Source organism: Rhodoglobus sp. GW821-FHT12B09 (genome assembly GCF_058809925.1).
Genome location: NZ_JBXATB010000002.1, coordinates 368,189 through 392,589 on the forward strand (window position 1 = coordinate 368,189; position 24,401 = coordinate 392,589).

Here is a 24,401-nt window from a genome sequence, read left to right on the forward strand (position 1 = left end):
ATGCATAGTGGAAGAACACCACTTCTTCGAGTCGAAAGGTCAATGATGAGCATCGCCGAAATCACCAGGACCGACTCCCTCGTACCGGAGGGCGCACACCCCTCGGTAGTGGCGTGGGTCGATGAGATCGCGGCCCTGACGCTGCCCGACGACGTCGTCTGGTGCGACGGGTCGAAGGCAGAGTGGGATGCCCTGGCACGCGACATGGTGGCCAGCGGCACGCTCATCCGTCTCAACCCGGAGCACCGCCCCTACAGCTTCCTCGCCCGCAGCGACCCCCAGGACGTCGCGCGCGTCGAGAGCCGCACCTTCATCTGCTCCGAGAAGCAGGAGGACGCCGGCCCGACGAACAACTGGCAGGACCCCGCCGACATGCGCGCCACCCTCGAGCCGCTCTTCGCGGGCAGCATGCGCGGGCGCACGATGTACGTCATCCCGTTCTCGATGGGGCCCCTCGGCTCGCCGCTCGCCAAGCTCGGCGTGCAGGTCACCGACTCCCCCTACGTCGCCGCGAGCATGGGCGTCATGACGCGCATGGGCGCGGAGGCCCTCGCCCTCATCGGCGACCGCACGCAATGGGTTCGCGCCATCCACAGTGTGGGCGCCCCGCTCTCCCCCGGACAGCGGGATGTGCCGTGGCCGTCGAACGAGACGAAGTACATCACCCACTTCCCGGAGACGCGGGAGATCTGGTCCTTCGGCTCGGCCTACGGCGGCAACGCCATCCTCGCCAAGAAGGCGTTCGCGCTGCGCATCGCCTCCGTCATGGCCCGCGACGAGGGCTGGCTCGCCGAGCACATGCTCATCATCAAGGTCACCAACCCGCGCGGCCGGGTGTTCCACCTCGCCGCGGCCTTCCCCAGCGCCTGCGGCAAGACGAACCTCGCCATGCTGCAGTCGACGATCCCCGGCTGGAAGGTCGAGACAGTCGGAGACGACATCGCCTGGCTCGGGCGCGGCGACGACGGCCGCCTGCGCGCGATCAACCCGGAGGCCGGATTCTTCGGGGTCGCCCCGGGCACCGGCTGGCAGAGCAACCCCACCGCGATGGAGACCATCTGGGGCAACACGATCTTCACCAACGTCGCCCTGCGCGACGACGGCGACGTCTGGTGGGAGGGCATGAGCGACAAGGCTCCCGACCACCTCATCGACTGGCAGGGCAAGGACTGGACCCCCGCGTCCGGCCGGCCCGCCGCACACCCGAACTCGAGGTTCACCGTCGCCGCGCGACAGGCCCCGAGCATCTCGGACGACTGGGAGGACCCCCAGGGCGTCGTCATCGACGCGATAATCTTCGGCGGTCGCCGCGCGACCAACGTGCCGCTAGTGGTGGAGGCACGGGATTGGGAGCATGGCGTCTACCTGGGCGCCACGATCTCATCCGAGCGGACGGCGGCCGCCGAAGGCACCATCGGCGAACTGCGGCGCGATCCGTTCGCCATGATGCCCTTTGTCGGCTACAACATGGCCGACCACTGGGCCCACTGGCTGAAGGTCGGCGCCGACCTCCGCAAGACCGGCACGGTGCCGCGCATCTTCCAGGTGAACTGGTTCCGCAAGGGCGCGGACGGCAGGTTCCTGTGGCCCGGCTTCGGGGAGAACTCCCGCGTCATCGAGTGGATGCTCGAGCGCGTGGACGGCCAGGTGGCGGCGAAGGACAGCCCCATCGGCCTGCTTCCGCTCGACGGCTCGCTCAACACCGACGGCCTGGACCTGCCCGCCGACGACCTCGCAGAGCTCTTCGCGATCGACCACGGCTCCTGGCGGGACGAGGCCGACGCGACCGAGGAGTTCTTCGCCACCTTCGACGGCCGCGTGCCCGCGGCGGTCACCAAGCAGCTCGCGCTTCTGCGGGAGAAACTGGGCTGACCACAACGTTTCAGGGCAGTGGTGCGTCTCAGTAGTTGTGACCACCACTACCTTTGACTTCGTGGCGCGCCGTACCGACAAGTCGACCAAGGCGGAGCAGTCCGGCTGGGAGCAGATCGTCACGCGGCTCGTCGCGGAGCGGGGCGACGCCCTCACGAGGTACGCGTACCTCGTGTCGGGCAACCGCGACGACGCGTCCGACCTCGTGCAGGACGCTCTGGTCAAGACCTTCGGCAGGCTCCGCAACGGGTTCACGATCGCGAGCGCCGAGGCGTACGTGCGCCGCGCCATCCTGAACACCTATCTCGACTCTGGCCGCAGAGTCAGCCGCTGGCGCAAGATCGCCCACCTGCAGGCCGAGGCCGAGGTCGACGACTCGACGGCCGGCGAGACGGACGCGCGGCTCGACATCCAGGGCCAGCTCGCGCGGCTCAGCCCGCGCGAACGGGCCTGCGTCGTCCTGCGCTACTACGAGGACCTCAAGGTCGACGACATCGCCGAGTGGCTGGAGATCAGCCCCGGAGCCGTCAAGCGCTACCTGAGCGACGGGCTCGCGAAGATGGCAGTGTCATTGAAGGAGGGCGGCGAATGACCGACGAAGACGACCTGCGCCGGATGCTCGGCGCCGTCGACTCGCCGTCGAGCACGCTCGACGCGAAACGGGTGATCAACCGCAGCCGCGCGCGCCGCCTCCCCCGCCAGATCGCCGCGGGCGCGACGTGCGCCCTCGTGCTCGCCGGGGTCACGGTCCTCGGCGTGCAGGTGACCCAGCAGGGCGGTGCCGTCAGCACCGCCGGCGGCGCTGCGGAGTCGAGCCAGGCCTACGACACGAGCGAGGCGGCGCCCGAGATGGACACGATGCTCAAGCGGTCCCCCGCCGACAAGGTCAACCTGTGCACGGCTCCCCTCAGCGAGGTCGCCGGCAGCAAGTACGGGCTGAAGCTCGACGTGGTGCCCCCGGCCGAGGCGCCCACGGGCACCGGGCCGGTTGCTGTCACGGTGCGGCTCACCAACACCTCGGAGGGCCGTGTTGTCGGCACGACGCTGTCGCTGCCGGCGATCACGCTCTCGCAGGGCGGCATGGTGCTGTGGCACACCAACGGCACTCCCGACCAGACCTACGTGCAGGTCAACCTGGCCCCCGGCGAGTCCCTCGACTACGTCACCACGTTCACGCCGGTGCGGTGCGAGGCCGTCGACGACGAGGGCGAGTCGTTCCAGGCCGACCTGCCAGCGCTGGAGCCGGGCGAGTATGCGCTCTCGGCACTCGTCGACTTCACGGCCGACGCGTCGATGGGGCAGCAGACGCCCGACCTCGACCTCGTGGCCGGACCGCTGACAACGTTCGCCCTCGGTTAACAACAGGAATCGCCGCCTCCCCATTGAGACGGCGATTCCTTATCGCGAGGTCGAGTGTAGCCCACCCGAACGGGTGTCGTTGACCATCGCTCGCTAGGGTGAGGGAATGCCGATGCTGACACGACTGGGCGCCGTGGTAGCGCTCTGCGCCGGGGCGATCCTGGTCGCCTCCCCCGCCCGCGCCGCCGATCCCGTCGACCTCTCCGGGCAGTACGTGCTCGACACCGTCGGCGCGGTCTCGGGCGACGAGGCTGCCGTGCAGGACGCGCTCGACTCGGTGTACGAGCGGGCGCGCATCCAGCTCTTCGTCGTCTACGTGGACACTTTCGACAACCCGTCGAATGCCGTCGACTGGGCTGACGAGACCGCGCTCCAGAACAACCTCGGCACCAACGACCTGCTGCTCGCCGTCGCCATCGACGACCGCCAGTACGCGATCTCGGTCGACCCCGCGTTCACCCTCTCCGACTCGCAGCTCGACACGGTGGAGCTGGCCATCGAGGACCGGCTGCGCGACAGCGACTGGAGCGGCGCCGCGATCGCCGGCGCCCACGAGCTCGAGGCGCAGGCGACCGGAGTCGTGGGCCCCGGGCCGACCACCCCCACCGAGGAGCCGAGCTCCGGCGGGGGCATCCCTGTCCTGCCGATCGTGGGCGGCGCGGCGGTCCTCGGCGTCGGGGCCTTCGTCGTCGCGCGCGTGCGCAGGCGGCGCCGGGAGAACGCCGAGCTCGAGACCTCGAAGCTCAACCAGAAGCAGCTCACGCAGCGCGCGGGCAGCCTGCTCGTGCAGCTCGACGACTCGCTGAAGACCTCGGAGCAGGAGCTCGGCTTCGCGGTGGCCCAGTTCGGCGACGCGGCCACCGCCGACTTCACCGCGACCCTCGAGTCGGCGAAGGCCAAGGTCTCGCAGGCGTTCACGCTGCAGCAGCAGCTCGATGACGCCCAGCCCGACAGCGATGCCGACCGCCGCGCGTGGACCACGCAGATCATCGAGCTGTGCGAGGCCGCCGATGCCGAGCTCGACGCCCAGGCCGACGCGTTCGACGCGCTGCGCCAGCTCGAGAAGAACGCGCCCCAGGAGTTGGAGAAGGTGCGCGCCGCGACGCAGGCCGCCATGATGCGACGGGATGCCGCGGCGGCAGCCCTCGCGACGCTAGAGCAGACCTACTCCGCGACCGCGGTGAAGCCCGTCTCCGAGAACATCGCCCAGGCCACCGAGCTTCTGGCGTTCGCGGAGACCACGGCTGCCACCGCGCAGCAGGCCGTCGATGCCGCGAAGCCGAGCGAGGCAGCCATCGCGGTGCGCACGGCCCAGGCTGGCGTCGGCCAGGCAACCGCTCTCTTCGACGCGATCGACGCCCTCGGCACGAACCTCGCGGAGGCCGCGACGAAGCTCGAGGCGGCAGTTGCCGACACCGAGCAGGACATCGTCGCCGCGAGGGCCCTGGACCCCGACCCCGCGCTGACGCCGCTCATCGCCGCGGCCGCCGAGTCGCTCGCGGGCGTGCCGAAGGGCGACCCGGTTGCCGGTCTCGCCCAGGTCGAGAAGGCCAACGCCGCCCTCGAGCAGGCGTTCACCGGAGTGCGCGACAAGCAGGAGCAGGTGGCGAAGGCCCGGGCGCAGCTCGACGCGACCCTGAGCGGGGCGCGGGCGCAGGTGCAGTCCGCCACCGAGTACATCACCACGCGGCGCGGGGGGATCGGCAGCACGGCGCGCACGCGCGTGAGCGAGGCCGAGCGGTATCTGGCCGAGGCCGCTGCGGCCGCGGCATCCGACCCCGTATCTGCCCTGGCGAAGGCGCAGCAGGCGTCGTCGCTGGCCTTCAGCGCCCTGCAGTCGGCGCGTGCCGACGTGTCGGGCTACGAGGCCCGCGAGTCGGCGACCGGGTACGACGACTACCCGGGCTCGGCGGGCGCCGACCTCGGCGGGATCCTCGGCGACTGGCTGTTCGGCGGCGGGGGCAACGGCGGCGGGCGCAGCAGTGGAGGCGGCGGCGGCTGGTTCAGCGGCGGCGGCAGTAGTTCGCGCAGCTCGTACTCGGGCCGCAGCTCGCGGTCGGGCTCGTTCGGAGGCAGCTCCCGCAGCTCGGGCCACCGCAGTAGTAGCAGTGGTGGCGGGCGCAGCCGCGGCGGTAGGTTCTAGCTATGGCTAAGCAGACAATCCTCGGGCGCATCGCCCAGCTCCTCAAGGCGAACATCAACTCGCTCATCGACCAGGCAGAAGACCCCCAGCTGATGCTCGACCAGCTGGTGCGCGACTTCACCAACAGCATCGCCGAGGCCGAGAGCGCCGTCGCGCAGACCATCGGCAACCTGCGCCTCATGGAGCAGGACCACGCCGAGGACATCGAGGCCGCTGCCGACTGGGGCCGCAAGGCGCTGGCCGCGAGCAGCAAGGCCGACGAGCTGCGCGCGGCGGGCAACACCGCCGACGCCGACAAGTTCGACAACCTCGCGAAGATCGCGATCGGCAAGCAGGTCTCCGCCGAGAACGAGGCGAAGCAGGCCGAGCCCACCATCGCCTCGCAGACGGTCACCGTCGACGCGCTCAAGAAGGGCCTCGACGGCATGCACGCCAAGCTGTCGCAGCTCACCTCGAAGCGCGACGAGCTCGTCGCCCGGTCGAAGACCGCCGAGGCGCAGGGCCAGGTGCTCGACGCGATCAAGTCGATCGACCTCATGGACCCGACGAGCGAGCTCGGGCGCTTCGAGGACAAGATCCGCCGCGAGGAGGCGAAGGTCGCGGGCCAGCAGGAGCTCGCGGCATCCAGCCTCGACGCGCAGTTCGAGAGCCTCGACGACCTGAGCGAGCAGGCGGAGGTCGACGCCCGCCTCGCCGCCCTCAAGGCCGGCGGCACGACCCAGGCCATCACGCAGTAGTCGGCAGACTCACAGGGCGCCCGGGAACATCCCCGGGCGCCCTTCTGTTTGCCCGATCATGACAACTATCGGATTCATCGGTTCAGGCAAGATCGGCAGCCAGGTCGCGCGCAAGGCGATCGAGAACGGCTACGACGTCGTGCTCAGCAACTCGCGCGGGCCGGAGACGCTCGCCGGCCTTGTCGAGGAGCTCGGCCCGAAGGCTCGTGCCGCCACGGCGGTCGAAGCGGCGCAGGCGGGCGACCTCGTAGTCGTGACCGTCCCGTTCAAGGCCCTCACCGAGGTGCCCGTGGAGCCGCTCGAGGGCAAGGTGGTCATCGACACCAACAACTACTACTTCGAGCGCGACGGCCACTACGCGGTGCTCGACGACGGCACGCAGACCTCCTCCGGCCTGCTCCAGGCGCACCTGCCCACGAGCAGGGTCGTGAAGGTGTTCAACGCGATCTACTCGGCGGACATCACGACGGACGGCCTTCCCGCGGGCGACCCGAACCGCCGGGCGCTCCCGATCGCGGGCGATGACGCGGATGCCAAGGCCACCGTGGTTTCGCTCCTCGACTCCTTCGGGTTCGACGCGGTCGACGCCGGCACGCTCGCCGACAGCTGGCGCTTCCAGCGGGACATGCCCGCGTACGGGGTGCGCACGACGGCTCCCGAGCTGCGGGAGAAGCTCGCCGCGGCCACGCGCTAGGGTTCTGGCATGGCCGCCACGTTCGTCGTCGTCCCCCAATGGCAGGGCTCGGGCTCGTCCCGCGCGATGCGCCTCGTCGACGGCGCGGAGGCGATCCGCGGCGACCTGCCGTCGGCGTCCACCCGCTCCGTCGTGGTGCCGCTCGAGGCAGGCGACGCCGAGGGCAGTGGAGTCCACCGGCTGAGCTCCATCGCGATCGTGCGCGACCGGCTCATCGCGGAGCTCGCGCTGGTCGACGGCGCCGTCATCACGATCGGGGGCGACTGCAGCGTCGAGCTCGGCGCGATCCCCCGCGTCGCCGACCGGGATGCGGCGATCGTCTGGTTCGACGCGCATCCCGACTTGAACACCCCGGAGTCGAGCCCCTCGCACGCGTTCACCGGGATGGTCCTGCGCACGCTCCTCGGGGAGGGGCCCGCCGCGCTCGTCCCGGCCGACACGGTCGACCCCGCCCGCGTCGTGCTCGCCGGCGCCCGCTCGTTCGACCCCGGCGAGGACGCGTACGTGGCGGAGCACGGCATCCCCGCCATCACGGCCGAGGAGGTCTCGCCCGAGTCGGTGGTCGCCGCCGTGGAGGCCACCGGAGCGACCACGGTCTACGTGCACATCGACCTCGACGTGCTCGACCCCGCCGACATCAGCGGGCTCGGCGCCCCGGAGCCGTTCGGGGTGCGCGCGACGGTGCTGGTCGAGACGATCAGGGCGCTCGTGGCGCGGTTCCCCCTCGCGGGCGCCGGCATCACCGAGTTCGCGCCCGCCTCCCCGGAGGACGCCGTGGAGGATCTCCCCACCATTCTCAGGCTCATCGGCGCGCTCAACAGCTAGCGTGGGAGGCATGACGGACGCCCCGCGAGTGACAGTCGAGCGGGACGGCCACGTCCTGCTCATCGGCTTCAACCGACCCGAGAAGCGCAACGCCGCCGACTTCCAGCTCCTGCGGGAGCTCTCGCTCGCGTACGGCGAGCTCGAGCGCGACCCCGAGCTGCGGGCCGGGTTCGTCTTCGCGCACGGCGACCACTTCACGGGCGGCCTCGACCTCGCCGACGTCGGGCCGCGCATCGGTCCGGACGGCCTCGACATCGTTCCCGAGGGCGGCATCAACCCGTGGCAGGTGTCGGGTGAGAGCATCACTAAGCCCGTCGTGATGGCCGTGCAGGGCACGTGCCTAACGCTCGGCATCGAGCTCATGCTCGCCAGCGACATCGTCGTCGCGGCGGACTCCACGGTGTTCGGGCAGATCGAGGTCGCGCGGGGCATCCTCCCGTTCGGCGGCGCCACGATCCGCTTCCCCCGCGCCGTCGGCTGGGGCAATGCGATGCGCTGGATCCTCACCGGCGACTCGTTCCCCGTCGAGGAGGCCCACCGCATCGGGCTGGTGCAGGAGGTCGTGCCGCACGGCGAGCAGTACGCGCGGGGGCTCGAGCTCGCACAGCGCGTCGCCGCCCAGGCTCCCCTCGCGGTTCAGGCGGCACTGGCGAATGCGCGCCTCGCGGTGCGCGACGGGGATGCCGCGGCGGAAGCCTCCCTCCAGCCGAACCTCGTGCGGCTCGCCCAGAGCAAGGACGCGCGCATCGGCATGGAGGCCTTCGTGACGCGCCAGCCCGCAGTGTTCATCGGAAAGTAGGAGACCATGCCCAGCTATGACGTAGTGATCATCGGCGGCGGTGCCGTCGCCGAGAACGTCGCCGACCGCGCCGTCCAGGGCGGCCTCACCGCCGTGCTGATCGAGAGCGAGCTCGTGGGCGGCGAGTGCTCCTACTGGGCGTGCATGCCCTCGAAGGCGCTTATCCGCAGCGGTCTCGCCCTGCGCGCCGCCCAGCGGGTCGGCGGCGCGAGGGAGGCCGTGACGGGCGAGCTCGACGTCGCAGCCGTCTTCGCGCGCCGCAACGGCTTCACGCACGACTGGGACGACCAGAGCCAGGTCGACTGGGTCGCCGGGGCCGGCATCGACCTCGTCCGCGGGCACGGCCGGCTCACGGGCGCCAAGGAGGTCACGGTCACCGCCGAGGACGGCACCACGACGGTGCTGACCGCGAACCACGCCGTGGTGGTGAGCACGGGATCCGACCCGCTTATGCCCGACATCCCCGGCCTCCTCGACTCCAACCCCTGGACCCCGCGCCACGCGACGAGCGCCCAGACCGCGCCGTCCAGCCTCGCGATCATCGGCGGCGGAGTGGTCGCCGTCGAGATGGCCACCGCCTACGCCTCCTTCGGCACGACGGTCACGATCATCGCGCGCAGCGGGCTGCTGCAGGGCCAGGAGGACATCGCCGCCGAGGCGGTCACGAAGGGGCTCCGCGGCCTGGGCGTGGACATCCGGCACGGCTCCCCCACCAGGGTCGAGCGCTCGGAGGACGGCGTGGCGGTCCACCTAGGGGACGACGACGTGGTCATCGCGGAGGAGGTGCTCGTGGCGACCGGCCGCGTGCCCCGCAGCTCCGACATCGGCCTCGAGAGCGTGGGCCTGAAGCCCGGCGACTGGCTCGACGTCGACGACACCCTCCTTGTGAAGGGCTTCGACTGGCTGTACGCGACGGGCGACGTCAACCACCGCGTGCTGCTGACCCACCAGGGCAAGTACCAGGCCCGCGCGGCGGGGGACGTCATCGCGGCCCGCGCGAACGGCACGGCCGTGGACGACACGGAGTGGGGCGTCCATGTCGCGACCGCCGACCACCGGGCGGTCCCGCAGGTCACGTTCGCCGAGCCGGAGGTCGCCTCGGCGGGCCTCACCTCGGACGCGGCGCGCAAGGCCGGCTACGACATCCGGGTCGTCGACTACAACCTCGGCTGGGTGGCGGGGGCCTCCCTGCAGGCCGACGACTACGAGGGCACCGCGCGCATGGTCGTGGACGAGAAGCGGCGCGTGATCCTGGGTGTGACGTTCATCGGGCAGGACGTGAGCGAGCTGATCCACGCGGCGACGGTCGCGATCGTCGGCGAGGTGCCCCTCGAGCGGCTGTGGCACGCCGTCCCGGCGTACCCGACGATGAACGAGGTCTGGCTGCGGCTGCTCGAGACCTACGGACGGCCGACCGCGGCGTAGACGCCCAGGAGTCCCGCCGCGGACGCGCCCCACGTGAACCGCTCGGCGTGCGAGCGCGCGGAGGCCCCGAGGGCGGCGCGGCGGCCGTCGTCCTCGATGAGCACGGCCATCTCGGTCGCCCAGTACCGCGGCTCGCGAGTGCCCAGCAGCACCCCGGAGACGCCCTCCACGACAGACTCGGAGAGCCCGCCCGCGCGGTAGGCGAGCACAGGGGTGCCGCTCGCCGCGGACTCCAGCGCGACGAGCCCGAAGGTCTCGGAGAACGACGGGACGATCGTCAGGTCGGCCGCCGCGAACAGGTCGGCCAGGGCATCCCGGTGCAAGGCGCCCACGAAGCGCACGTCGGTGGCGACGCCGAGCTCGGCAGCCAGCGCTCTCAGCTGCGCGGCGAAGCCCTCGTCGCCCGGGGTGACGTCGCCCGCGACCACGAGCACTGGCGCCCACCCGCGCAGGGAGTGCAGCTCGGCGAGTGCCCGCACCGCGAGCTCGTGGCCCTTGAGCGGCTGGACCCGGCCCGCGATCACGACGATCGGACGGTCCGCCTCCAGCCCGAGCGCGAGCCTCGTGGCGGCGTGGGCGGCGACAGGGCGCGGCGCGAACAGGCCGAGGTCGACGCCGGGCGGGATGATCCAGGTGCGGTCCGGCGCCGCACCCACCTCGTCGATCAGCACGGTCGCCTCCGCCGACGAGGCCGCGATCACGGCGTCCGCCTGGGTGGCGAGGAACGTCTCACTGCGCAGCCGCTGCACCGGCTCGGGCGCCTGCCCCTCGCCCGCGAGCGCGTTCTTCATAACGCCGAGCGTGTGGAAGCTCTGCACGAGCGGCCGGTCGAGCTCGATCGCCACGGGGAGGGCGGCGATGCCGCTCAGCCAGTAGTGGGCGTGCAGCACGTCGTAGTGGCGGGCGCGGGCGAGCCGCGCCACCTCTTCTCCGAACTCGTCGGCGACCTCGGGCAGCCGCTCCTTCGGCAGCAGTCCGGGCCCGCCCGCGGGCAGCTCGTGCAGGGTCACGCCCGGCAGCAGCTCGCGGACGGCGGGCGCGCCCACCGCCCGGGTCACGAGGTCGACCTGCACGCCGCGCAGGGCGAGCTCCGCGGCGACCCCGAGCACGACGACGTTGAGGCCCCCGGCGTCGGCGGTCGCGGGCTGCGCGGCGGGCGAGGTGTGCATCGCGATCATCGCGACCCGCTCGACGGATACCGGCATGCTGCCCACTGTATTCTGCGGAGTATGGCGAACGAGACCCCCGCACGACCCGGACTGGTCAGGAGGCTGCGATCCTCCCGCTGGCTGAGGGCCGTGGTGCTCTCCCCGGTGGTGGCGCGGCCCGGCTACTGGTTCACCACGCTGTGCGCCGTGGTCTACGGGGGCGTCCTCAGCCGCTTCCGCCTGCGCCGCGAGGGCGGCCTCATCGTCGCGCCGCACCTGCCGACGTGGGCGTACGGGCGCGGCGGGACGACGGTGGGCGCCGTCTACCTCACGACGGACAACATCTCCCCCGCCATCCTCGAGCACGAAGCCGTGCACCGCGCGCAGTGGAAGCGGTACGGGCTCGCCTTCCTCCCCCTCTACGTCGATGCGGGGCAGGATGCCCGCGCCAACCGCTTCGAGGTCGAAGCCGGTCTTGCGAAGGGCGGGTACGGCCGATGACCCGCACGATCGTGATCACCGGCGCGAGCTCGGGCATCGGAGCCAACGCCGCCGGCCGCCTCGCCGCCGCGGGGTGGGACGTGGCCGTCGTGGGGCGCAACCCGGAGCGCACGAGGTCCGTGGCCGAGAGCGTGGGCGGCACGGCGTTCCTGGCCGACTACGACCGGCTCGACGAGGTGCGCGCGCTCGCGGCATCCCTCGCCGACCGCTACGAGCGGATCGACGTCCTCGCCAACAACGCCGGCGGGCTGATCCACGCCCGCGGCCTCTCCGCCGACGGGCACGAGCGCACGCTGCAGCACAACCACCTCGCACCGTTCCTGCTGACGAACCTGCTGCTGCCGAAGCTCACGGGCTCGCGGGTGATCGGCACGGCCAGCGTCGCCAACCTGTTCGGCAGCCTGCGGCTCGACAACCTGGAGTGGACGAAGCGGCCCTGGCTCGGGGGCTGGCAGGCCTACGGCACCTCGAAGATCGCGACGATCCTGTTCACGCAGTCGCTCGCCGCCCGCGGTGTCGAGGCCTACGCGTTCCACCCCGGGTATGTCGCCACGAGCTTCGGAGTCGACTCGCCGCTGGTGAAGTTCGCGAACTTCGTCTCGCGGAACAGCCTCGGCATCTCGCCGGAGCAGGGCGCGAGCCCGCTCGTGCACCTCGCGACCGCGGAGACCACGGGGGTGCCGAGCGGCACGTACTTCGACGGGCTCAAGCCGTTCGGGCGCATCGACCGCAGCGCGAGGAAGCCGGGGATCGCCGAGGCGCTCTGGAAGGCTAGCGCGGAACTGGTGGGCTTGGCCTAACCTCGGTCATTCGTCACAAGTTGCTCCACCTCGCCCCCTGCGGAGCACTTTTGCACGTCTCGTTCGGCTGCTCTCTGGCGAGTCGTCGAATAGTGCTGCGGATAACGCGTTCCGGAGCACTTCTTGACCAGTCGCCGTGCGGCGGCGGGGGCGAAGGGACTAGTCGCTCGTGAGCAGGCGCGCGGGGCCGTCGGCGGCGACCCAGGAGTAGACGCTGCTCGAGCCGAACGCGCTCACCGGGAGCATCTCGGCGAGCCACGCGTCGAGCGAGCGGCGCAGCGCCTGGCCGCGGTCGCGCACGAGCCAGCTGACGGAGAACCGGCCGGGGGCGGCGAGCTGCTCGATGTCGCTCTCCGACTGCACCTCGACGAAGACCTGGCCCCGGGCCGACGCGGGCAGCGTGGCCAGGATCATGCGGATCGTCTCGACGCACGCCTCATTGCCGGCGAGCAGCAGGCGGTCAGCGTCTTTCGGCGGGTTCCACGCGACGGGGGCGGAGGTCTCGGGTGTCATTGCCCTCCCAGTATAGGCATGCCTTACCTAAGAACTAAAGGGCCCGTCAGCGTCGATCGCGTAGATCCAGCGGGCTCCGGGATGCTCGGAGACCGACCACACCCGCCGGGCGCCGGGCTCGCGCGCGAGGTCCTCCGGGCCCGGGGGCAGCGCGCCGGGGTGCCGGACGAGCTCCCCCGGCAGGCCCGTCCACAGGTCCCCGTTGCGGGCCGGTCCGTTGCTCGTGGTCACGAACCACGTGCCGTCGACGACGCAGGCGCCCTGCATCCGCTCCGGTCCGCCGTGCACGTCGATCGCCGGTCCGCCGAGCTCGGCGCGCAGCAATCGAGCGTCGTCCGTGCGGTTGCGGTACTCCCCCGCGATCAGCCGCGGGGCCGCCCCGCCGTGCTCGAGCGAGACGAACGAGTAGCGCATCGCCCGCTCGCCCTCCGCCCGCTGGGCCGCGTAGCCGCCGCTCTGGGGCAGCAGGTAGTCGCGGCGGCGCAGCAGCCGGGCCAGAAGCCCCGGCCTCCGGACTTCGACGATGTCGCGGACGTCGAAGTGCCGCAGCCCGCCGAACGTGTCCGCGACGTAGAGCCGGTCCCCGTGCCAGGCGAGCCCGCCGGCGTGGACGGCGACCGGCCGCAGGTCGTGCTCGACCAGCTGCACGTGCCAGAACCGCGGCCGGGCATCCCGCAGCTCGACGAAGGTCACCCGCGCGGCCGTGTCGATCCCGTCGACCGGGTGGTGCCAGCTCACCGCCGCGATCCCGCCCTGCAGGTCGATGCCCTGCGGCCACCACGCGCTGTCCCGCTGCTCGCGGCGGGGCCACCGGATGCCCCGGCCCCCGCTCACCGCGGACCCTGGCGCCGCCGCCCACCGCGCCCGTCGCCCGCGCCGCGCGCGCACGCCCTGCAGCCCGACCCGGTCGAGGCCGCCGACCGCGGCGGGGCCGGGATCCCAGCGCAGTTCGAACATTCTTCGAGCCTAGGTGTTGACAATCCCGGCCAAGCCTGATTGGTTAGTTACGTGACCAACTAACCCACTAACCAAACATCGGAAAGGAGGTCTCCATGGATGAATCCCGGCCCATCTTCGTTCAGCTCGCCGAGCAGATCGAGAACGACATCATCGCCGGCACGCTCGCCGAGGAGACCCAGGTTCCCTCGATCAACGAGTTCGCCGCGTTCTACCGGATCAACCCGGCGACCGCGCTCAAAGGCGTGACGATGCTCGTCGACGAGGGGGCGCTCTACAAGAAGAGAGGGATCGGCATGTTCGTAGCCCAGGGCGCCCAGGCGCAGCTCAAGACCAAGCGGCGCGACAAGTTCAGCGCGGAGTTCGTCGCTCCGCTGCTCACCGAGGCGGCAAAGCTCGGCATCACGTCGGAGCAGCTCGCAGACATGATCAGAAAGGCAGACAGCAAATGACCTCAGTCACCGAGGGCCGGGTTATCGAAGTGCGCGGGCTCACCAAGCGCTTCGGCGGCGTGACGGCCGTGGACGACGCCACCTTCAGCGTCACCGAGAACAAGATCTACGGCCTTCTGGGCCGCAACGGCGCGGGCAAGACGACGCTCATGCAGCTGCTCACGGGCCAGGACTTCGCCACCTCCGGAGACATCCGGGTGTTCGGCCAGACCCCCGTGGAGAACGCCGCCGTGCTGCAGCACGTCTCCTTCATCAAGGAGAGCCAGCGCTACCCGGACGACTTCCGTGCCAAGCACGTGTTCAAGAGCGCGCCGTGGTTCTTCGAGAACTGGGACGCGGACTTCGCCGAGCAGCTCATCGCCGACTTCCGCCTGCCCGTCGACCGCCGCATCAAGAAGATGTCCCGCGGCCAGGTGTCCGCAATCGGGGTGATCGTCGGGCTCGCCTCGCGCGCTCCCCTGACCTTCTTCGACGAGCCGTACCTCGGCCTCGACGCGGTCGCGCGGCAGACGTTCTACGACCGGCTGCTGGCCGACTACGCGGAGCACCCGCGCACGGTCGTGCTCTCCACCCACCTCATCGACGAGGTGAGCAACCTCCTCGAGCACGTCCTCGTCATCGACGAGGGCCGCATCATCATCGACGAGGACGCGGAGGCCCTCCGCGGCAGCGCGACCACCCTGGTCGGCACGAAGAGCGCGGTCGACGGCTTCATCGGCTCGCGCGAGGTGCTGCACCGCGACGCGATCGGCGGCCTCGCCTCGGTCACCGTCACGGGGCTCACCGCGACGGAGCGCACGGATGCCGCGGCCGCCGGCCTCGAGCTGGCACCGGTCTCCCTGCAGCAGCTCATCATCCGCAGGACCAACACGAGCGAGAAGGAATTCGAGGTGTCAGCATGACCACCATCACGTCAACCGTCCGGAAGCCCGTGAGCGCGCTCGGCCGCATCGGGAACGTCGTCAGACTGCACCTGACGAACCCGTGGACGACGATCATCCTGCCGTGGATGATCCTGGGGATCATCCTCGTCGGGAACATCGCAATCTGGGCGATCATCCTCGCGAACACCCCGACGGCGGACATCGCCGATGTGCGCGAGGGGCTCGGCTACAGCGGAGCGAGCATGTACATCTTCGTGTACATCATGGTGGTCGCGGTTCAGGCCATCGCGGTGACGTTCCCCTTCGCCCTGGGGTACGGCGTCACCCGCCGCGACTACTACCTGGGCACCGCGCTCACCTTCGTCGGCCTCTCCGCGATGTTCAGCGTGGGTCTCACGATCCTTGCGGCAATCGAGCAGGCCACCGACGGCTGGGGGCTCGGCGGCCGGATGTTCACAACTGTGTACTACGGAGACGGCTGGGGCCAGCGGCTCTTCATCTTCTTCGCGGCGTTCCTGTTCTTCTTCTCGGTCGGCATGGCCGCCGCGTCGATCTGGGTGCGCTGGAAGGCGAACGGGCTCGTGGCGTTCTTCGTGGGCCTGGGCGTCATCCTCATCGGCGGCGCCGCGCTCTTCACCTTCACCGGCACGTGGGGCTCGTTCGGAGCCTTCTTCGCGAACGCCGGGCTCGTGGGCTCCTTCGCGTGGAGCCTCGTGATCAGCGCGATCGCGGCGATCGGCGGCTTCTTCGTCCTGCGTCGAGCCACACCGAAGAGCTAGCGCGCCACGTGAGGGCCGTCCCTCCGGGGGCGGCCCTCACTCGTGTTCCCGCCGCGCGTTGCGGAGGACGGCACGCCGCGAAACCGCCGTTCAGCACCCGCGGCGCGGCGCGGCGTCCTCCGCAACGGAGCGGGACACTGTCGAGCGCTACCCGAGCTCCTGGAACGCGGTGATCTGCATTCCGCCCGGCGCCTCGAGCCTCGCGTTGAGGGAGTTCCACGGCGTGACCGTCGGCGGCGCCAGCACGGTCGCCCCGGCGGCTTCGAGCGCGGAGGTCGCGGCCGCGGCATCCTCGACCTCGAAGGCCACCCGCACCGTCGCCTCGAAGCGCCGGCTGGTGGGCCTGCCCACCTCGACCTCGTCGATGTAGCGCACCTGCGCGGGGTTGGCGAGCTCGAGGGTCACCGAGGGGACCGACAGGATGATGACGCGCGCGCCGTCCGGGCCGTCGTACGACTCGAGCTCGGTGAGGCCGAGGGCGTCGCGGTAGAAGGCGAGGGCGGCGTCGAGGTCTTCGGTCTCGAGGACGAGGCGCAGTTGCTGGGCTGAGGTGGTCATGGTGCAAGCCTACGAACTAGCATGGGCGCGGGGTATCCGGGCGGCTCAGCGGCTGTCGCCGCAAGGTTCCGCACATCGGGAGCCCCACTCGTCTACACGACACCTATGAGGCTCAGCGGTTCGAATCCGTACAGTGCCCGCTCCGGCACCCCGCTTGCGGGAAGAGGCGCGGTGGCCCTGCGAGGGCGTGACGCCGGCTCCGGCCGGCAGAGCAGCCCTCCCGCCACCGCGGTGACGCCGGAGCGGGTACCTCGAGCCGGGAAGCAGCACCCATGACACTCCTCTCCAGCACCTTCACGAACGGCGCCATCACCGCCGGGCGCTACGTCACCGTGGCGCAGTGGCAGCGCGCCGTCGTCTTCACTGACGGCGCCCTGACCGGCACCGAGGGCCCCGGACGGCACCGCCGGAAGGGCCGCGCGGAGTGGCGCCTGGTCGACGTGCGGCCGAGCATCCTCACCATCCCGACCCAGGAGGTGCTCACGAAGGACGGCGTGCAGGTGCGCCTCTCGCTCGTGGCAACGCTCGAGATCACGGATGCCGCGGCCTGGATCGTCGCGTCAGCAACCCCGTTCGACGCCATCTACTCCGCGCTGCAGGTCGCCCTCCGGGACCGCGTGGCGGGCACCGACCTCGCGGACCTCTCCGCGAGCCGCTCGACCCTCCTCGAGGGCGTCGACGAGGAACTCGCCCCCGCTCTCGCGCACCTCGGCGCCACCGTCACCTCGATCGCGCTCAAGGACATCACGCTGCCGCAGGAGGTGCGCGCCGCCATCGCGCAGGCCGCCCTCGAGCGCCAGCGCGGCCTCGGCGAGCTCGAGCGCGCCCGCACCGAGGCCGCGACCCTGCGCAGCCTCGCCAACTCCGCCAAGCTCATGGCGGAGAACCCCATGCTGCTGCAGCTGCGCACCCTGCAGGCCGCCTCCGAGGGCGCGCAGATCATCATCCACCGCGGCTCCGACGCGGACGAGAAGTAGGAGCGATGGGCTACCTGTTCCTCGCCCTCGCGATCGTCGGCGAGGTCATCGCCACCTCCTTCCTCAAGTTCACCTCGGGCGAGAAGTCGGTGTGGTGGGCCTACCCGATCGTCGGCGTCGGCTACATCTTCGCCTTCGTGATGCTGTCGCTGACACTGCGGCAGGGCGTGCCGCTCGGCATCGCCTACGCGATCTGGGCGGGCGTCGGCGTCGTCGCGGTCGCGATCATCAGCTGGCTGGTCTTCCACGAGACGCTCACCTGGCAGCAGATCCTCGGGATGGTGCTGGTCGCGGGCGGCGTCATCCTGCTCGAGGCCGGCGGCAAGCACGAGAGCTAGCGCAACGAGCGCTTCTTGAGATTCAGCTCCATCATCACGGTGCCGAGCCAGCGGTCGTACTTGAAGCCGACCTTGCCCATCTGGCCCACGTTCTTGAAGCCGAACCGCTCGTGCAAGTGGATCGAGGCGTCGGCGTTCTTGTCCGCGATCACGGCGATCATCTCGCGCACTCCCGCAGCACGGGCGCGGTCGATGAGCTCGCCCAGTAGTGCCTTGCCGAGCCCCTTGCCTGTCGACGCCGGGCCCAGGTAGATGTGGTTCTCGACCGAGAACCGGAACGCCGCCTTGAGCTTCCACGGGTACACGTAGGCGAAGCCCAGCACGCTGCCGCCCGGGCTCACCGCGATGATGAACGGGTACCCCCGCTGGCGCGCACTGTCGAACTTCTTTCGCGCCTCCGCGAGCGTCCACGGGGTGTCATTGAGCGTGATCGACGAGTTGAGCACGTAGTGGTTGTAGATCTCCCGGATGCTCGGCACATCGCCCGGCTCGGCCGCGCGTATCTCGAACGAGAACGGGGCCTCCTCGGGCTCCGGCGGGCGGAGGTGGGGAGGCAGTTGCCGCCGAGGCTGGTACTCCTCCTCTAGCACCTGCCCGCTCCCATGCACCGAGCATAGGCGCTAGGTGATGTCCCGTCGCCATGCCGTGAGGTACCCGATCACCGACACGACGAGCGCCACCGCCGCCAGGACGAGGCCGCCCTGCCACCACTCGAGCGGGTCGGTGCTGCCGCCGCCGCCCGCGAAGGAGGTGAAGATGCTCGACCCGACGAGCGCGTCGCTCGCGGCACCGGGGAGGAAGCGCCCGACGGCGGCTGTCCAGTCCCAGATCGACGTTCCCAGCCGGAGGATCGGCTCGACGAACTGGGTGAAGGCGAGCACGCTGATGATGGCCGCCACCTGGTTCTGGATGAGGGACCCGACACCGACGCCGATGACCGCCCACAGCGCCATGGCGAGCACGATCCGCCCGGCGAGCGCCCACGTCGCGGAGTCGCCGAGGCCGGTCTCGGTGCCGGTGGCGCTGAGGATCGGAGCGCCCAGCCCGAAGGATGCGACGAGGCCCACGACGCCGAACAGCGCGCCCGCAGCCCCGAGGACCACGAGCTTGGCCGCGAGCACGCGGCCGCGCCTCGGCTGCGCGAGGAACGTGGGCGTGAGCGTCTGGTAGCGCACCTCCGAGGTGACGGCGAGCGTGCCCAGGATGAGCGGGAACACGTAGCCGACCGCCGTCACAGCGGAGTAGACGACCGGCGCGATCATGTCCGGCGGGAGCTGCGGCGCGTTCGACTGCGCGGACAGTTGGTCGCCCAGCGCGCCGAAGAGGCCGGCGAGGAGGGCCGCCGTGAATCCCACGTACCCGACCATGATGAGCGCGAGCAACCACCACAGCCGCGTGGAGGTGAGCTTGAGCACCTCGGACCGCAGTGCCGCGATCATGCCTGCACCCCCTCGGGAGCGCCCACGAGCTCGAGGAAGACCTCTTCCAGGCCCGCGCGCTCCGGTTGCAGGAGGCTCAGCGGCACGCCGGCGCGGTGGGCGATAGAGCCGACATCCGCAGCGGCGCCCCGCACCGTGAGGCCGGCGCCCGTGTCCACGACGTCGAGGCTGGCCGCGCGCAGCGCCGACCGCAGGGCCGCGCGGTCCGGCGCGTCGACGAGCACGGTCTGCGCCGTCTCGAGCTCGTCGAGCGAGCCCTCGTGCACGATGCGGCCGCGGGAGAGGATGACCACGCGCTCGACCGTCTGCTGCACCTCGCTGAGGAGGTGCGACGACACGAGCACGGTGCGCCCCTCGGCGGCGAGCTCCTGAAGCAGGCCGCGGATCCACCGGATGCCCTCGGGGTCGAGCCCGTTGATCGGCTCGTCGAGCACGAGCACCTCCGGATCGCCCAGGAGGGCGAACGCGAGGCCGAGCCGCTGGCGCATCCCGAGCGAGAAGCCGCCGACCCGCCGGTCCGCGGCCTCCGCGATCCCGGTGAGCTCGAGCACCTCGCCGATGCGCCCGCGCGGGATGCCCGCCGCCGCCGCATACACGGCGAGGTGGTTGCGCGCGGTGCGGCCGGGGCTGAAGCTCGACGCCTCGAGGGCCGTGCCCACCGTGGCGAGCGGCCGGGGAAGGTCGCGGTACGCCGTCCCGCCGAACGTCGCCGAGCCGCCCGTCGGCCGGACCAGGCCGAGCAGCATGCGCAGCGAGGTCGTCTTCCCGGCGCCATTCGGCCCGAGGAACCCGGTCACGCGCCCCGGCTCGACAGTGAAGCTGAGGTCGGACACCGCCTGCACGGCACCGAAGTGCTTGCTGACATTCCGGAACTCGATCGTTGTTCTAGTTCGCATAGAACAACCGTACCAGTACTAGGGCTCGAGCGACCAGTCCACCGGCGGGGCGCCCTGGGCGGCGAGCAGCTCGTTGGCGCGGCTGAACGGCTTCGAGCCGAAGAATCCGTTGCGCGCCGAGAGCGGGCTCGGGTGCGCGCTCCGGATGGTCGGCGTGCTGCCGAGGAGCGGGCTGAGGCTCGCGGCATCCCGGCCCCAGAGGATCGCGACGAGCGGCCCGCCGCGCGCCACGAGGGCCCGGATCGCCGCCTCGGTGACCGCCTCCCAGCCCTTGCCGCGGTGCGAGCCGGACACCCCCGCCTGCACCGTCAGCACGCGGTTGAGCAGCATGACGCCGTGCTCCGACCAGCGCGTGAGGTCGCCGTGCGCGGGCACGGGCAGCCCGAGGTCGTCGTGCAGCTCGCGGTAGATGTTCTGCAGGCTGCGCGGCACGGGGCGCACCGCCGCGTCGACCGAGAACGACAGGCCGACGGGATGCCCGGGGGTCGGGTACGGGTCCTGGCCGACGATGAGCACCCGCACGTCGGAGAGCGGGTACTCGAACGCCCGGAGCACCCGGTCGCCGGCGGGCAGGTACCTGCGCCCGGCGGCAGTCTCGGCGCGCAGGAAGTCCCCGAGCGCGTGGATGCGCTCCTCCTCCGGCGCGAGCGCGGCCGCCCACCCGGGGTCGACGAGCTCGGCGAGCGCGGCAGCCATCAGGCCCCGAGCGTCCCGACCAGCACGCCGTTGTCCTCCGCGGTGACCTTCCACACGCTGCCCGAGCCCTCGACCCGCAGTTCGCCGTCCCCCACGATCAGCACGGTGAACTCGTCGATGGCGACCCCGCCGTCCACGAGGCCGGCCTCGGTCGCGGCGATCAGGCGCGAGAGCGTGCCCCACTGCGCGGCGTGCACGTCGATCGCGAGGTCCACGAGGCCGAGCCCCTCGACGACGGTGAGCTCGTCGAGGTCCTCGCCGGTGTCCTCGGGGCACACCGGCACCCCGCCGATCTGCCAGCCGCCGATGATGGCGCGGTCGGAGGCGATCATCGAGCCGGCGGAGAAGCCCGCGTAGGGCAGGCCGTCCGCGACCAGCAGTCGGATCTCGTCGACGAGCGGCACGACCGCCTCGAGGTAGGAGGGTGTGTGTCCGCCGCCGATGAGCAGCCCGTCGATGTCGGTGAGCACGGCAGAGGCGAACGACTCCCCCTCGGCGACCATCGTGACGACCGGCTCGCAGGGCCCCGTGCGCAGCAGCTGCTCCCGGTACGCCCGGGCGTAGAGCGGGGCGTCCTCGCCGTCGCCGACGAGCAGCACCGCCACCCGTGCGAGCTCCCGACCGGACACGGACGCCCGCGCCGCGGCCTCCTCGAGGAAGATCTCGTACACCTCGCCGGTGTAGTCCTCCGAGCGTCCGCCGCCGATCAGGTGGATGCTCACAGGGTCACCACCGGCTGCACCGACCACGGGAAGTTGATCCACTTGTCGGTGCGCTTCCAGGTGTAGGTCGGCTCGTAGACCGTGCCGGGCTTCGTGTAGAGCACGACGGTGCGCAGGTCGGCGCCGCCCGCCTCGAGCAGCTGGACCACCATGGCGAGCGTGCGCCCGGAGTCCGACACGTCGTCGACGAGCAGCACCTTCTTGCCGATGATCGACTGCGCGTCGAGCAGCGGAGGGAGCATGATCGGCTCGGGGAGGCGGGTCCCGACGCCGGTGTAGAACTCGGCGTTCACCGCCCCGCAGCTCTTGATGCCGAGCGCGTAGGCGATGCTGCCGGCGAGCAGGAGCCCGCCGCGGGCGATCGCCACGACGATGTCGGGCACGAACCCGCTCTTGAGCACCTCGAGCGCGAGCTCGCGCGACGCCTCGCCGAACGCCTCGTAGGTGAGTGTCTCGCGCTCGGCGACGGTTTCGGCATCATTCACGCTCATGCGACCACGCTACCGGGCTGTAGCATCCGTTCATGTCACTCGTGCGTGGGAAGGCCGGCGCAGTAACGTTCGGCCTCGTCGGCTACCTCTTCCTCGTTGAACTCGTGAGCGGAATCCTGCAGGGCTTCTACGTTCCGCTCATCCCCGACCTGGTCGACCACCTCGGGATCCGGGATGCCGACTTCAACTGGTTCGAGGCGGCGCAGCTGCTGCTCTCGGCCATCGTCGTGCCGGTGCTGGCGAAGCTCGGCGACATGTACGGGCACAAGCGCATCCTGCTCATCTCGACAGTCCTGACGGCCGGGGCCACCTGGTGGCTGGCGTTCACCGGCGACTTCACGACGTTCCTCATCGCGTGGGCGCTCCAGGGCTTCTACGTGGTGTGGCTGCCGCTCGAGGTCGCGCTGATCTTCGACCGCGGTCGGGTGACGGGCCGCGGCGCGTCCCAGACGCGCCGGGCTGCGGGATACCTCGTGGTCGCCCTCGAGGCGGGCGCCATCCTCGGCGCGCTCGGCGGGGCCCGGGTGTTCAAGGCCCTCGGCGGAGAGGTAGCGCCGACGCTCATCGTCCCCGCCATCGCCGTCACCCTCGTGTTCTTCGCGATCCTGTTCGGCGTGCCGGAGTCGAAGCCGCTGCCCGGGCGCACCCTCGACTGGCGGGGCTTCACCGTCCTGTCGCTGGGGCTCCTGCTCATCACCTCGGGCCTCACGTTCCTCAAGATCAACATCGAGGCCGACACCGGGCTCTGGTGGATCGCCATCCCGATCATGCTCGTGGGCATCGCCGTGTTCGTGCCGTGGAGCCGCTTCGAGCTCAGGCAGTCCGACCCGGCCATCGACCTCCGCGTGCTGCGCGAGCCGACCATGTGGCCGATCCAGCTCACCGCGGGCCTCGTCGGCATCAGCCTGCTCGGCGCCCAGGCCCCGCTCTCCACGTTCGCCTCGAGCAAGCTCGGGATGGACGCGGACTCGATCTCGTACATCATCGGCGCCTACCTCGTGTCGATGATCATCGGCGCCCTGCTGTTCCCGCGCCTGTCGAAGTGGTCGAGCCCCCGCGTCGCCCTCATCGTCGCGACGTTCTTCGTCGCCGGCGGATACCTGCTCTTCCTCGTGAACCACACCACGATCGCCGGCACTTTCGTGAACATGGCGATCGCCGGCATCGGGTCGGGCGCGCTCGTCGGCGCGCTCCCGTCGGCCGCTGCCGCTGCCGCGCCGCGCGGCCAGACCGGCATCGCGACCGCGCTCACCAACACCACGAAGACGATCGGCGGCTCGTTCGCCTCGGCGATCTTCGCGATCGTGCTCGCGGCCGGGGCGATCGGCACTGCCTCGACGCTGTTCGGCTACATGACGGTGTTCACCATCTGCGGCGTCGGTGCGCTGGTGGCCGCGGTGCTCCTGTTCCTCGTGCCGAAGCTCGCGTTCGCTGACGTGGCCGACGAGGAGATCCTGCTGCCGGACACGGAGCGGGTGGAGTAGGCGCAGGGCGTTGCTTCGGGGTCGCGCTACAACTTTCGCGTCGCGCTGCAGAGACCTCTGTAGCGCGACGGGATTTCTGTAGCGAGCGGTGTCGGAGCGCCCTACTCAACCAGCCTTCGGCCTGAGGGCGCCGCGGATCACCTTGTGCTGCGCCGCCTGCGCCACCGGGCGCACGGTGAGCTGCTCGACCGAGACGTTGTGGGGCAGCTCCAGCGCGCCGACGATGGCGAGGGCCATGTCCGCGGCGGTGAGGGGCTCCTGCACGTTCTCGTAGACCTTGTCGGCGGCCGCCTGGTCGCCGCCGAACCTGTTGAGCGAGAACTCCTCCGTGTGCACCATGCCGGGCGCGACGTCGATGACGCGGATCGGCTCCCCCGCCAGCTCGAGCCGAAGCACTCCGACGAGGGCGCGCTCGGCGAACTTCGCGGCGTTGTACCCGCCGCCGCCCTCATAAGTGACGTAGCCGGCGACGGACGTGACGGTGAGGATGTCGGCGCTCGTGCCGGGCGTCCAGCTCGCCCGCAGCAGCGGCAGGAGCGCCGAGGTCACGCGCTTGGTCCCGAGGACGTTCACGTCGAACATCCACTGCCAGTCGTCGGGGCTGCTCTCCTCGACGGACCCCATGCCGCGAGCGCCGCCCGCGTTGTTCACCAAGGCGTGCACGGGCCCGAGCTCGGCGAGATGGGCGGCGAGGGCATCCACGTCGCCCTGCTTCGTCACGTCGGCGACGAACACGTCGCACCCGGTGGAGGCGGCGAGCGCCTCGAGCCGGTCGGCCCGCCGGGCGACGCCGACGACGTCCCACCCGTGCTCGCGCAGCAGGCGCACCGTGGCCTCGCCTATGCCTGAACTAGCACCTGTCACTACCGCGCGTCGAGCCGTCATGGGTTAAAAGTAGCCCCGCTAGGGTGG

General features: G+C 71.0%; 28 protein-coding genes. 17 read left to right on the plus strand and 11 right to left on the minus strand.

The features are described from left to right. Positions 1-45 precede the first annotated feature (45 nt). The 9 genes from AC1RTC_RS06305 to AC1RTC_RS06345 all read left to right on the plus strand — a co-directional run bounded on the left by AC1RTC_RS06305 (position 46) and on the right by AC1RTC_RS06345 (position 9,854). Complete coding sequence (locus AC1RTC_RS06305) at positions 46-1,872, plus strand: phosphoenolpyruvate carboxykinase (GTP) (RefSeq protein WP_493154623.1); 1,827 nt, start codon at positions 46-48, stop codon at positions 1,870-1,872. 61 nt (positions 1,873-1,933) lie between these two features. After that, positions 1,934-2,464 (plus strand): sigma-70 family RNA polymerase sigma factor, encoded by a 531-nt coding sequence (locus AC1RTC_RS06310; protein ID WP_493154624.1) that lies wholly within the window; start codon positions 1,934-1,936, stop codon positions 2,462-2,464. Beyond that, positions 2,461-3,231 carry a hypothetical protein gene (locus AC1RTC_RS06315; protein ID WP_493154625.1) on the plus strand — a complete coding sequence of 257 codons (771 nt, stop codon included), beginning with the start codon at positions 2,461-2,463 and terminating at the stop codon, positions 3,229-3,231. Before AC1RTC_RS06310 ends, AC1RTC_RS06315 begins: the two co-directional genes overlap by 4 nt. Before the next feature lie 106 nt (positions 3,232-3,337). After that, complete coding sequence (locus AC1RTC_RS06320; RefSeq protein ID WP_493154626.1) at positions 3,338-5,374, plus strand: TPM domain-containing protein; 2,037 nt, start codon at positions 3,338-3,340, stop codon at positions 5,372-5,374. Between the two features lie 2 nt (positions 5,375-5,376). Next, positions 5,377-6,111 (plus strand): PspA/IM30 family protein, encoded by a 735-nt coding sequence (locus AC1RTC_RS06325; RefSeq protein WP_493154627.1) that lies wholly within the window; start codon positions 5,377-5,379, stop codon positions 6,109-6,111. A 58-nt stretch (positions 6,112-6,169) separates the two neighbouring features. Beyond that, entirely contained in the window at positions 6,170-6,805 is a 636-nt protein-coding gene (locus AC1RTC_RS06330; protein WP_493154628.1) for an NADPH-dependent F420 reductase, read from the plus strand. Between the two features lie 9 nt (positions 6,806-6,814). Next, positions 6,815-7,630: an arginase family protein gene (locus AC1RTC_RS06335; protein ID WP_493154629.1), complete on the plus strand. Its 816-nt coding sequence runs from the start codon at positions 6,815-6,817 to the stop codon at positions 7,628-7,630. Positions 7,631-7,640: 10 nt separating this feature from the next. Beyond that, positions 7,641-8,429 (plus strand): crotonase/enoyl-CoA hydratase family protein, encoded by a 789-nt coding sequence (locus tag AC1RTC_RS06340; protein ID WP_493154630.1) that lies wholly within the window; start codon positions 7,641-7,643, stop codon positions 8,427-8,429. 6 nt (positions 8,430-8,435) lie between these two features. Beyond that, positions 8,436-9,854 carry a dihydrolipoyl dehydrogenase family protein gene (locus tag AC1RTC_RS06345; RefSeq protein ID WP_493154631.1) on the plus strand — a complete coding sequence of 473 codons (1,419 nt, stop codon included), beginning with the start codon at positions 8,436-8,438 and terminating at the stop codon, positions 9,852-9,854. Here AC1RTC_RS06345 and AC1RTC_RS06350 read toward each other — a convergent pair. Then, positions 9,830-11,059 carry a glycosyltransferase gene (locus AC1RTC_RS06350; protein WP_493154632.1) on the minus strand — a complete coding sequence of 410 codons (1,230 nt, stop codon included), beginning with the start codon at positions 11,057-11,059 and terminating at the stop codon, positions 9,830-9,832. The two genes, AC1RTC_RS06345 and AC1RTC_RS06350, sit on opposite strands and share 25 nt — an antisense overlap. A gap of 24 nt (positions 11,060-11,083) precedes the next feature. On the opposite strand from AC1RTC_RS06350, the gene AC1RTC_RS06355 reads away from it, so the two are divergent. Then, positions 11,084-11,503: a hypothetical protein gene (locus AC1RTC_RS06355; protein ID WP_493154633.1), complete on the plus strand. Its 420-nt coding sequence runs from the start codon at positions 11,084-11,086 to the stop codon at positions 11,501-11,503. After that, entirely contained in the window at positions 11,500-12,303 is an 804-nt protein-coding gene (locus AC1RTC_RS06360; protein ID WP_493154634.1) for an SDR family NAD(P)-dependent oxidoreductase, read from the plus strand. Before AC1RTC_RS06355 ends, AC1RTC_RS06360 begins: the two co-directional genes overlap by 4 nt. 159 nt (positions 12,304-12,462) lie before the next feature. On the opposite strand, the gene AC1RTC_RS06365 is transcribed toward AC1RTC_RS06360, so the two are convergent. Continuing rightward, positions 12,463-12,816: an SIP domain-containing protein gene (locus tag AC1RTC_RS06365; protein ID WP_493154635.1), complete on the minus strand. Its 354-nt coding sequence runs from the start codon at positions 12,814-12,816 to the stop codon at positions 12,463-12,465. 27 nt (positions 12,817-12,843) lie between these two features. Further along, positions 12,844-13,773 (minus strand): hypothetical protein, encoded by a 930-nt coding sequence (locus AC1RTC_RS06370; protein ID WP_493154636.1) that lies wholly within the window; start codon positions 13,771-13,773, stop codon positions 12,844-12,846. Positions 13,774-13,868: 95 nt separating this feature from the next. On the opposite strand from AC1RTC_RS06370, the gene AC1RTC_RS06375 reads away from it, so the two are divergent. Genes AC1RTC_RS06375 through AC1RTC_RS06385 form a run of 3 tightly spaced genes read left to right on the plus strand, consistent with a single transcriptional unit; the run spans position 13,869 to position 15,888 of the window. Continuing rightward, a complete protein-coding gene (locus AC1RTC_RS06375; protein WP_493154637.1) occupies positions 13,869-14,225 on the plus strand; it encodes a GntR family transcriptional regulator in 357 nt (118 codons plus the stop codon). After that, on the plus strand, positions 14,222-15,127 hold the full coding sequence (locus AC1RTC_RS06380) for an ABC transporter ATP-binding protein (RefSeq protein WP_493154638.1): 906 nt from the start codon (positions 14,222-14,224) through the stop codon (positions 15,125-15,127). The genes AC1RTC_RS06375 and AC1RTC_RS06380 overlap by 4 nt, the downstream gene beginning before the upstream one ends. Continuing rightward, on the plus strand, positions 15,124-15,888 hold the full coding sequence (locus AC1RTC_RS06385) for an ABC transporter permease (RefSeq protein ID WP_493154639.1): 765 nt from the start codon (positions 15,124-15,126) through the stop codon (positions 15,886-15,888). Before AC1RTC_RS06380 ends, AC1RTC_RS06385 begins: the two co-directional genes overlap by 4 nt. A gap of 147 nt (positions 15,889-16,035) precedes the next feature. Here the strand turns inward: AC1RTC_RS06385 and AC1RTC_RS06390 are convergent, their stop codons facing one another. Further along, a complete protein-coding gene (locus tag AC1RTC_RS06390; RefSeq protein WP_493154640.1) occupies positions 16,036-16,446 on the minus strand; it encodes a VOC family protein in 411 nt (136 codons plus the stop codon). A 272-nt stretch (positions 16,447-16,718) separates the two neighbouring features. Here AC1RTC_RS06390 and AC1RTC_RS06395 point away from each other — a divergent pair, with 272 nt between their 5' ends. Next, positions 16,719-17,423, plus strand: a complete 705-nt coding sequence (locus AC1RTC_RS06395) for a slipin family protein (protein WP_493154641.1) — start codon at positions 16,719-16,721, stop codon at positions 17,421-17,423. 5 nt (positions 17,424-17,428) lie between these two features. Next, positions 17,429-17,761 (plus strand): DMT family transporter, encoded by a 333-nt coding sequence (locus tag AC1RTC_RS06400; RefSeq protein WP_493154642.1) that lies wholly within the window; start codon positions 17,429-17,431, stop codon positions 17,759-17,761. On the opposite strand, the gene AC1RTC_RS06405 is transcribed toward AC1RTC_RS06400, so the two are convergent. From AC1RTC_RS06405 to AC1RTC_RS06430, 6 genes are read right to left on the minus strand one after another with little or no spacing between them, the layout of a single operon-like run. After that, entirely contained in the window at positions 17,758-18,351 is a 594-nt protein-coding gene (locus AC1RTC_RS06405) for a GNAT family N-acetyltransferase (RefSeq protein ID WP_493154643.1), read from the minus strand. The genes AC1RTC_RS06400 and AC1RTC_RS06405 overlap by 4 nt on opposite strands. A 30-nt stretch (positions 18,352-18,381) precedes the next feature. Next, positions 18,382-19,200, minus strand: coding sequence for an ABC transporter permease (locus tag AC1RTC_RS06410; protein WP_493154644.1), 819 nt, complete (start codon positions 19,198-19,200; stop codon positions 18,382-18,384). Continuing rightward, positions 19,197-20,096: an ABC transporter ATP-binding protein gene (locus AC1RTC_RS06415; RefSeq protein ID WP_493154645.1), complete on the minus strand. Its 900-nt coding sequence runs from the start codon at positions 20,094-20,096 to the stop codon at positions 19,197-19,199. Before AC1RTC_RS06415 ends, AC1RTC_RS06410 begins: the two co-directional genes overlap by 4 nt. Before the next feature lie 18 nt (positions 20,097-20,114). Then, positions 20,115-20,792 (minus strand): uracil-DNA glycosylase, encoded by a 678-nt coding sequence (locus tag AC1RTC_RS06420; RefSeq protein WP_493154646.1) that lies wholly within the window; start codon positions 20,790-20,792, stop codon positions 20,115-20,117. Further along, positions 20,792-21,514: a Type 1 glutamine amidotransferase-like domain-containing protein gene (locus tag AC1RTC_RS06425; protein WP_493154647.1), complete on the minus strand. Its 723-nt coding sequence runs from the start codon at positions 21,512-21,514 to the stop codon at positions 20,792-20,794. Before AC1RTC_RS06425 ends, AC1RTC_RS06420 begins: the two co-directional genes overlap by 1 nt. Then, positions 21,511-22,005, minus strand: a complete 495-nt coding sequence (locus tag AC1RTC_RS06430) for a phosphoribosyltransferase (protein ID WP_493154648.1) — start codon at positions 22,003-22,005, stop codon at positions 21,511-21,513. Before AC1RTC_RS06430 ends, AC1RTC_RS06425 begins: the two co-directional genes overlap by 4 nt. Before the next feature lie 32 nt (positions 22,006-22,037). On the opposite strand from AC1RTC_RS06430, the gene AC1RTC_RS06435 reads away from it, so the two are divergent. Next, positions 22,038-23,489 (plus strand): MFS transporter, encoded by a 1,452-nt coding sequence (locus tag AC1RTC_RS06435; RefSeq protein WP_493154649.1) that lies wholly within the window; start codon positions 22,038-22,040, stop codon positions 23,487-23,489. Positions 23,490-23,594: 105 nt separating this feature from the next. Here AC1RTC_RS06435 and AC1RTC_RS06440 read toward each other — a convergent pair whose 3' ends face one another. Next, positions 23,595-24,374 carry an SDR family oxidoreductase gene (locus tag AC1RTC_RS06440; protein ID WP_493154650.1) on the minus strand — a complete coding sequence of 260 codons (780 nt, stop codon included), beginning with the start codon at positions 24,372-24,374 and terminating at the stop codon, positions 23,595-23,597. Between the last annotated feature and the right edge of the window lie 27 nt (positions 24,375-24,401).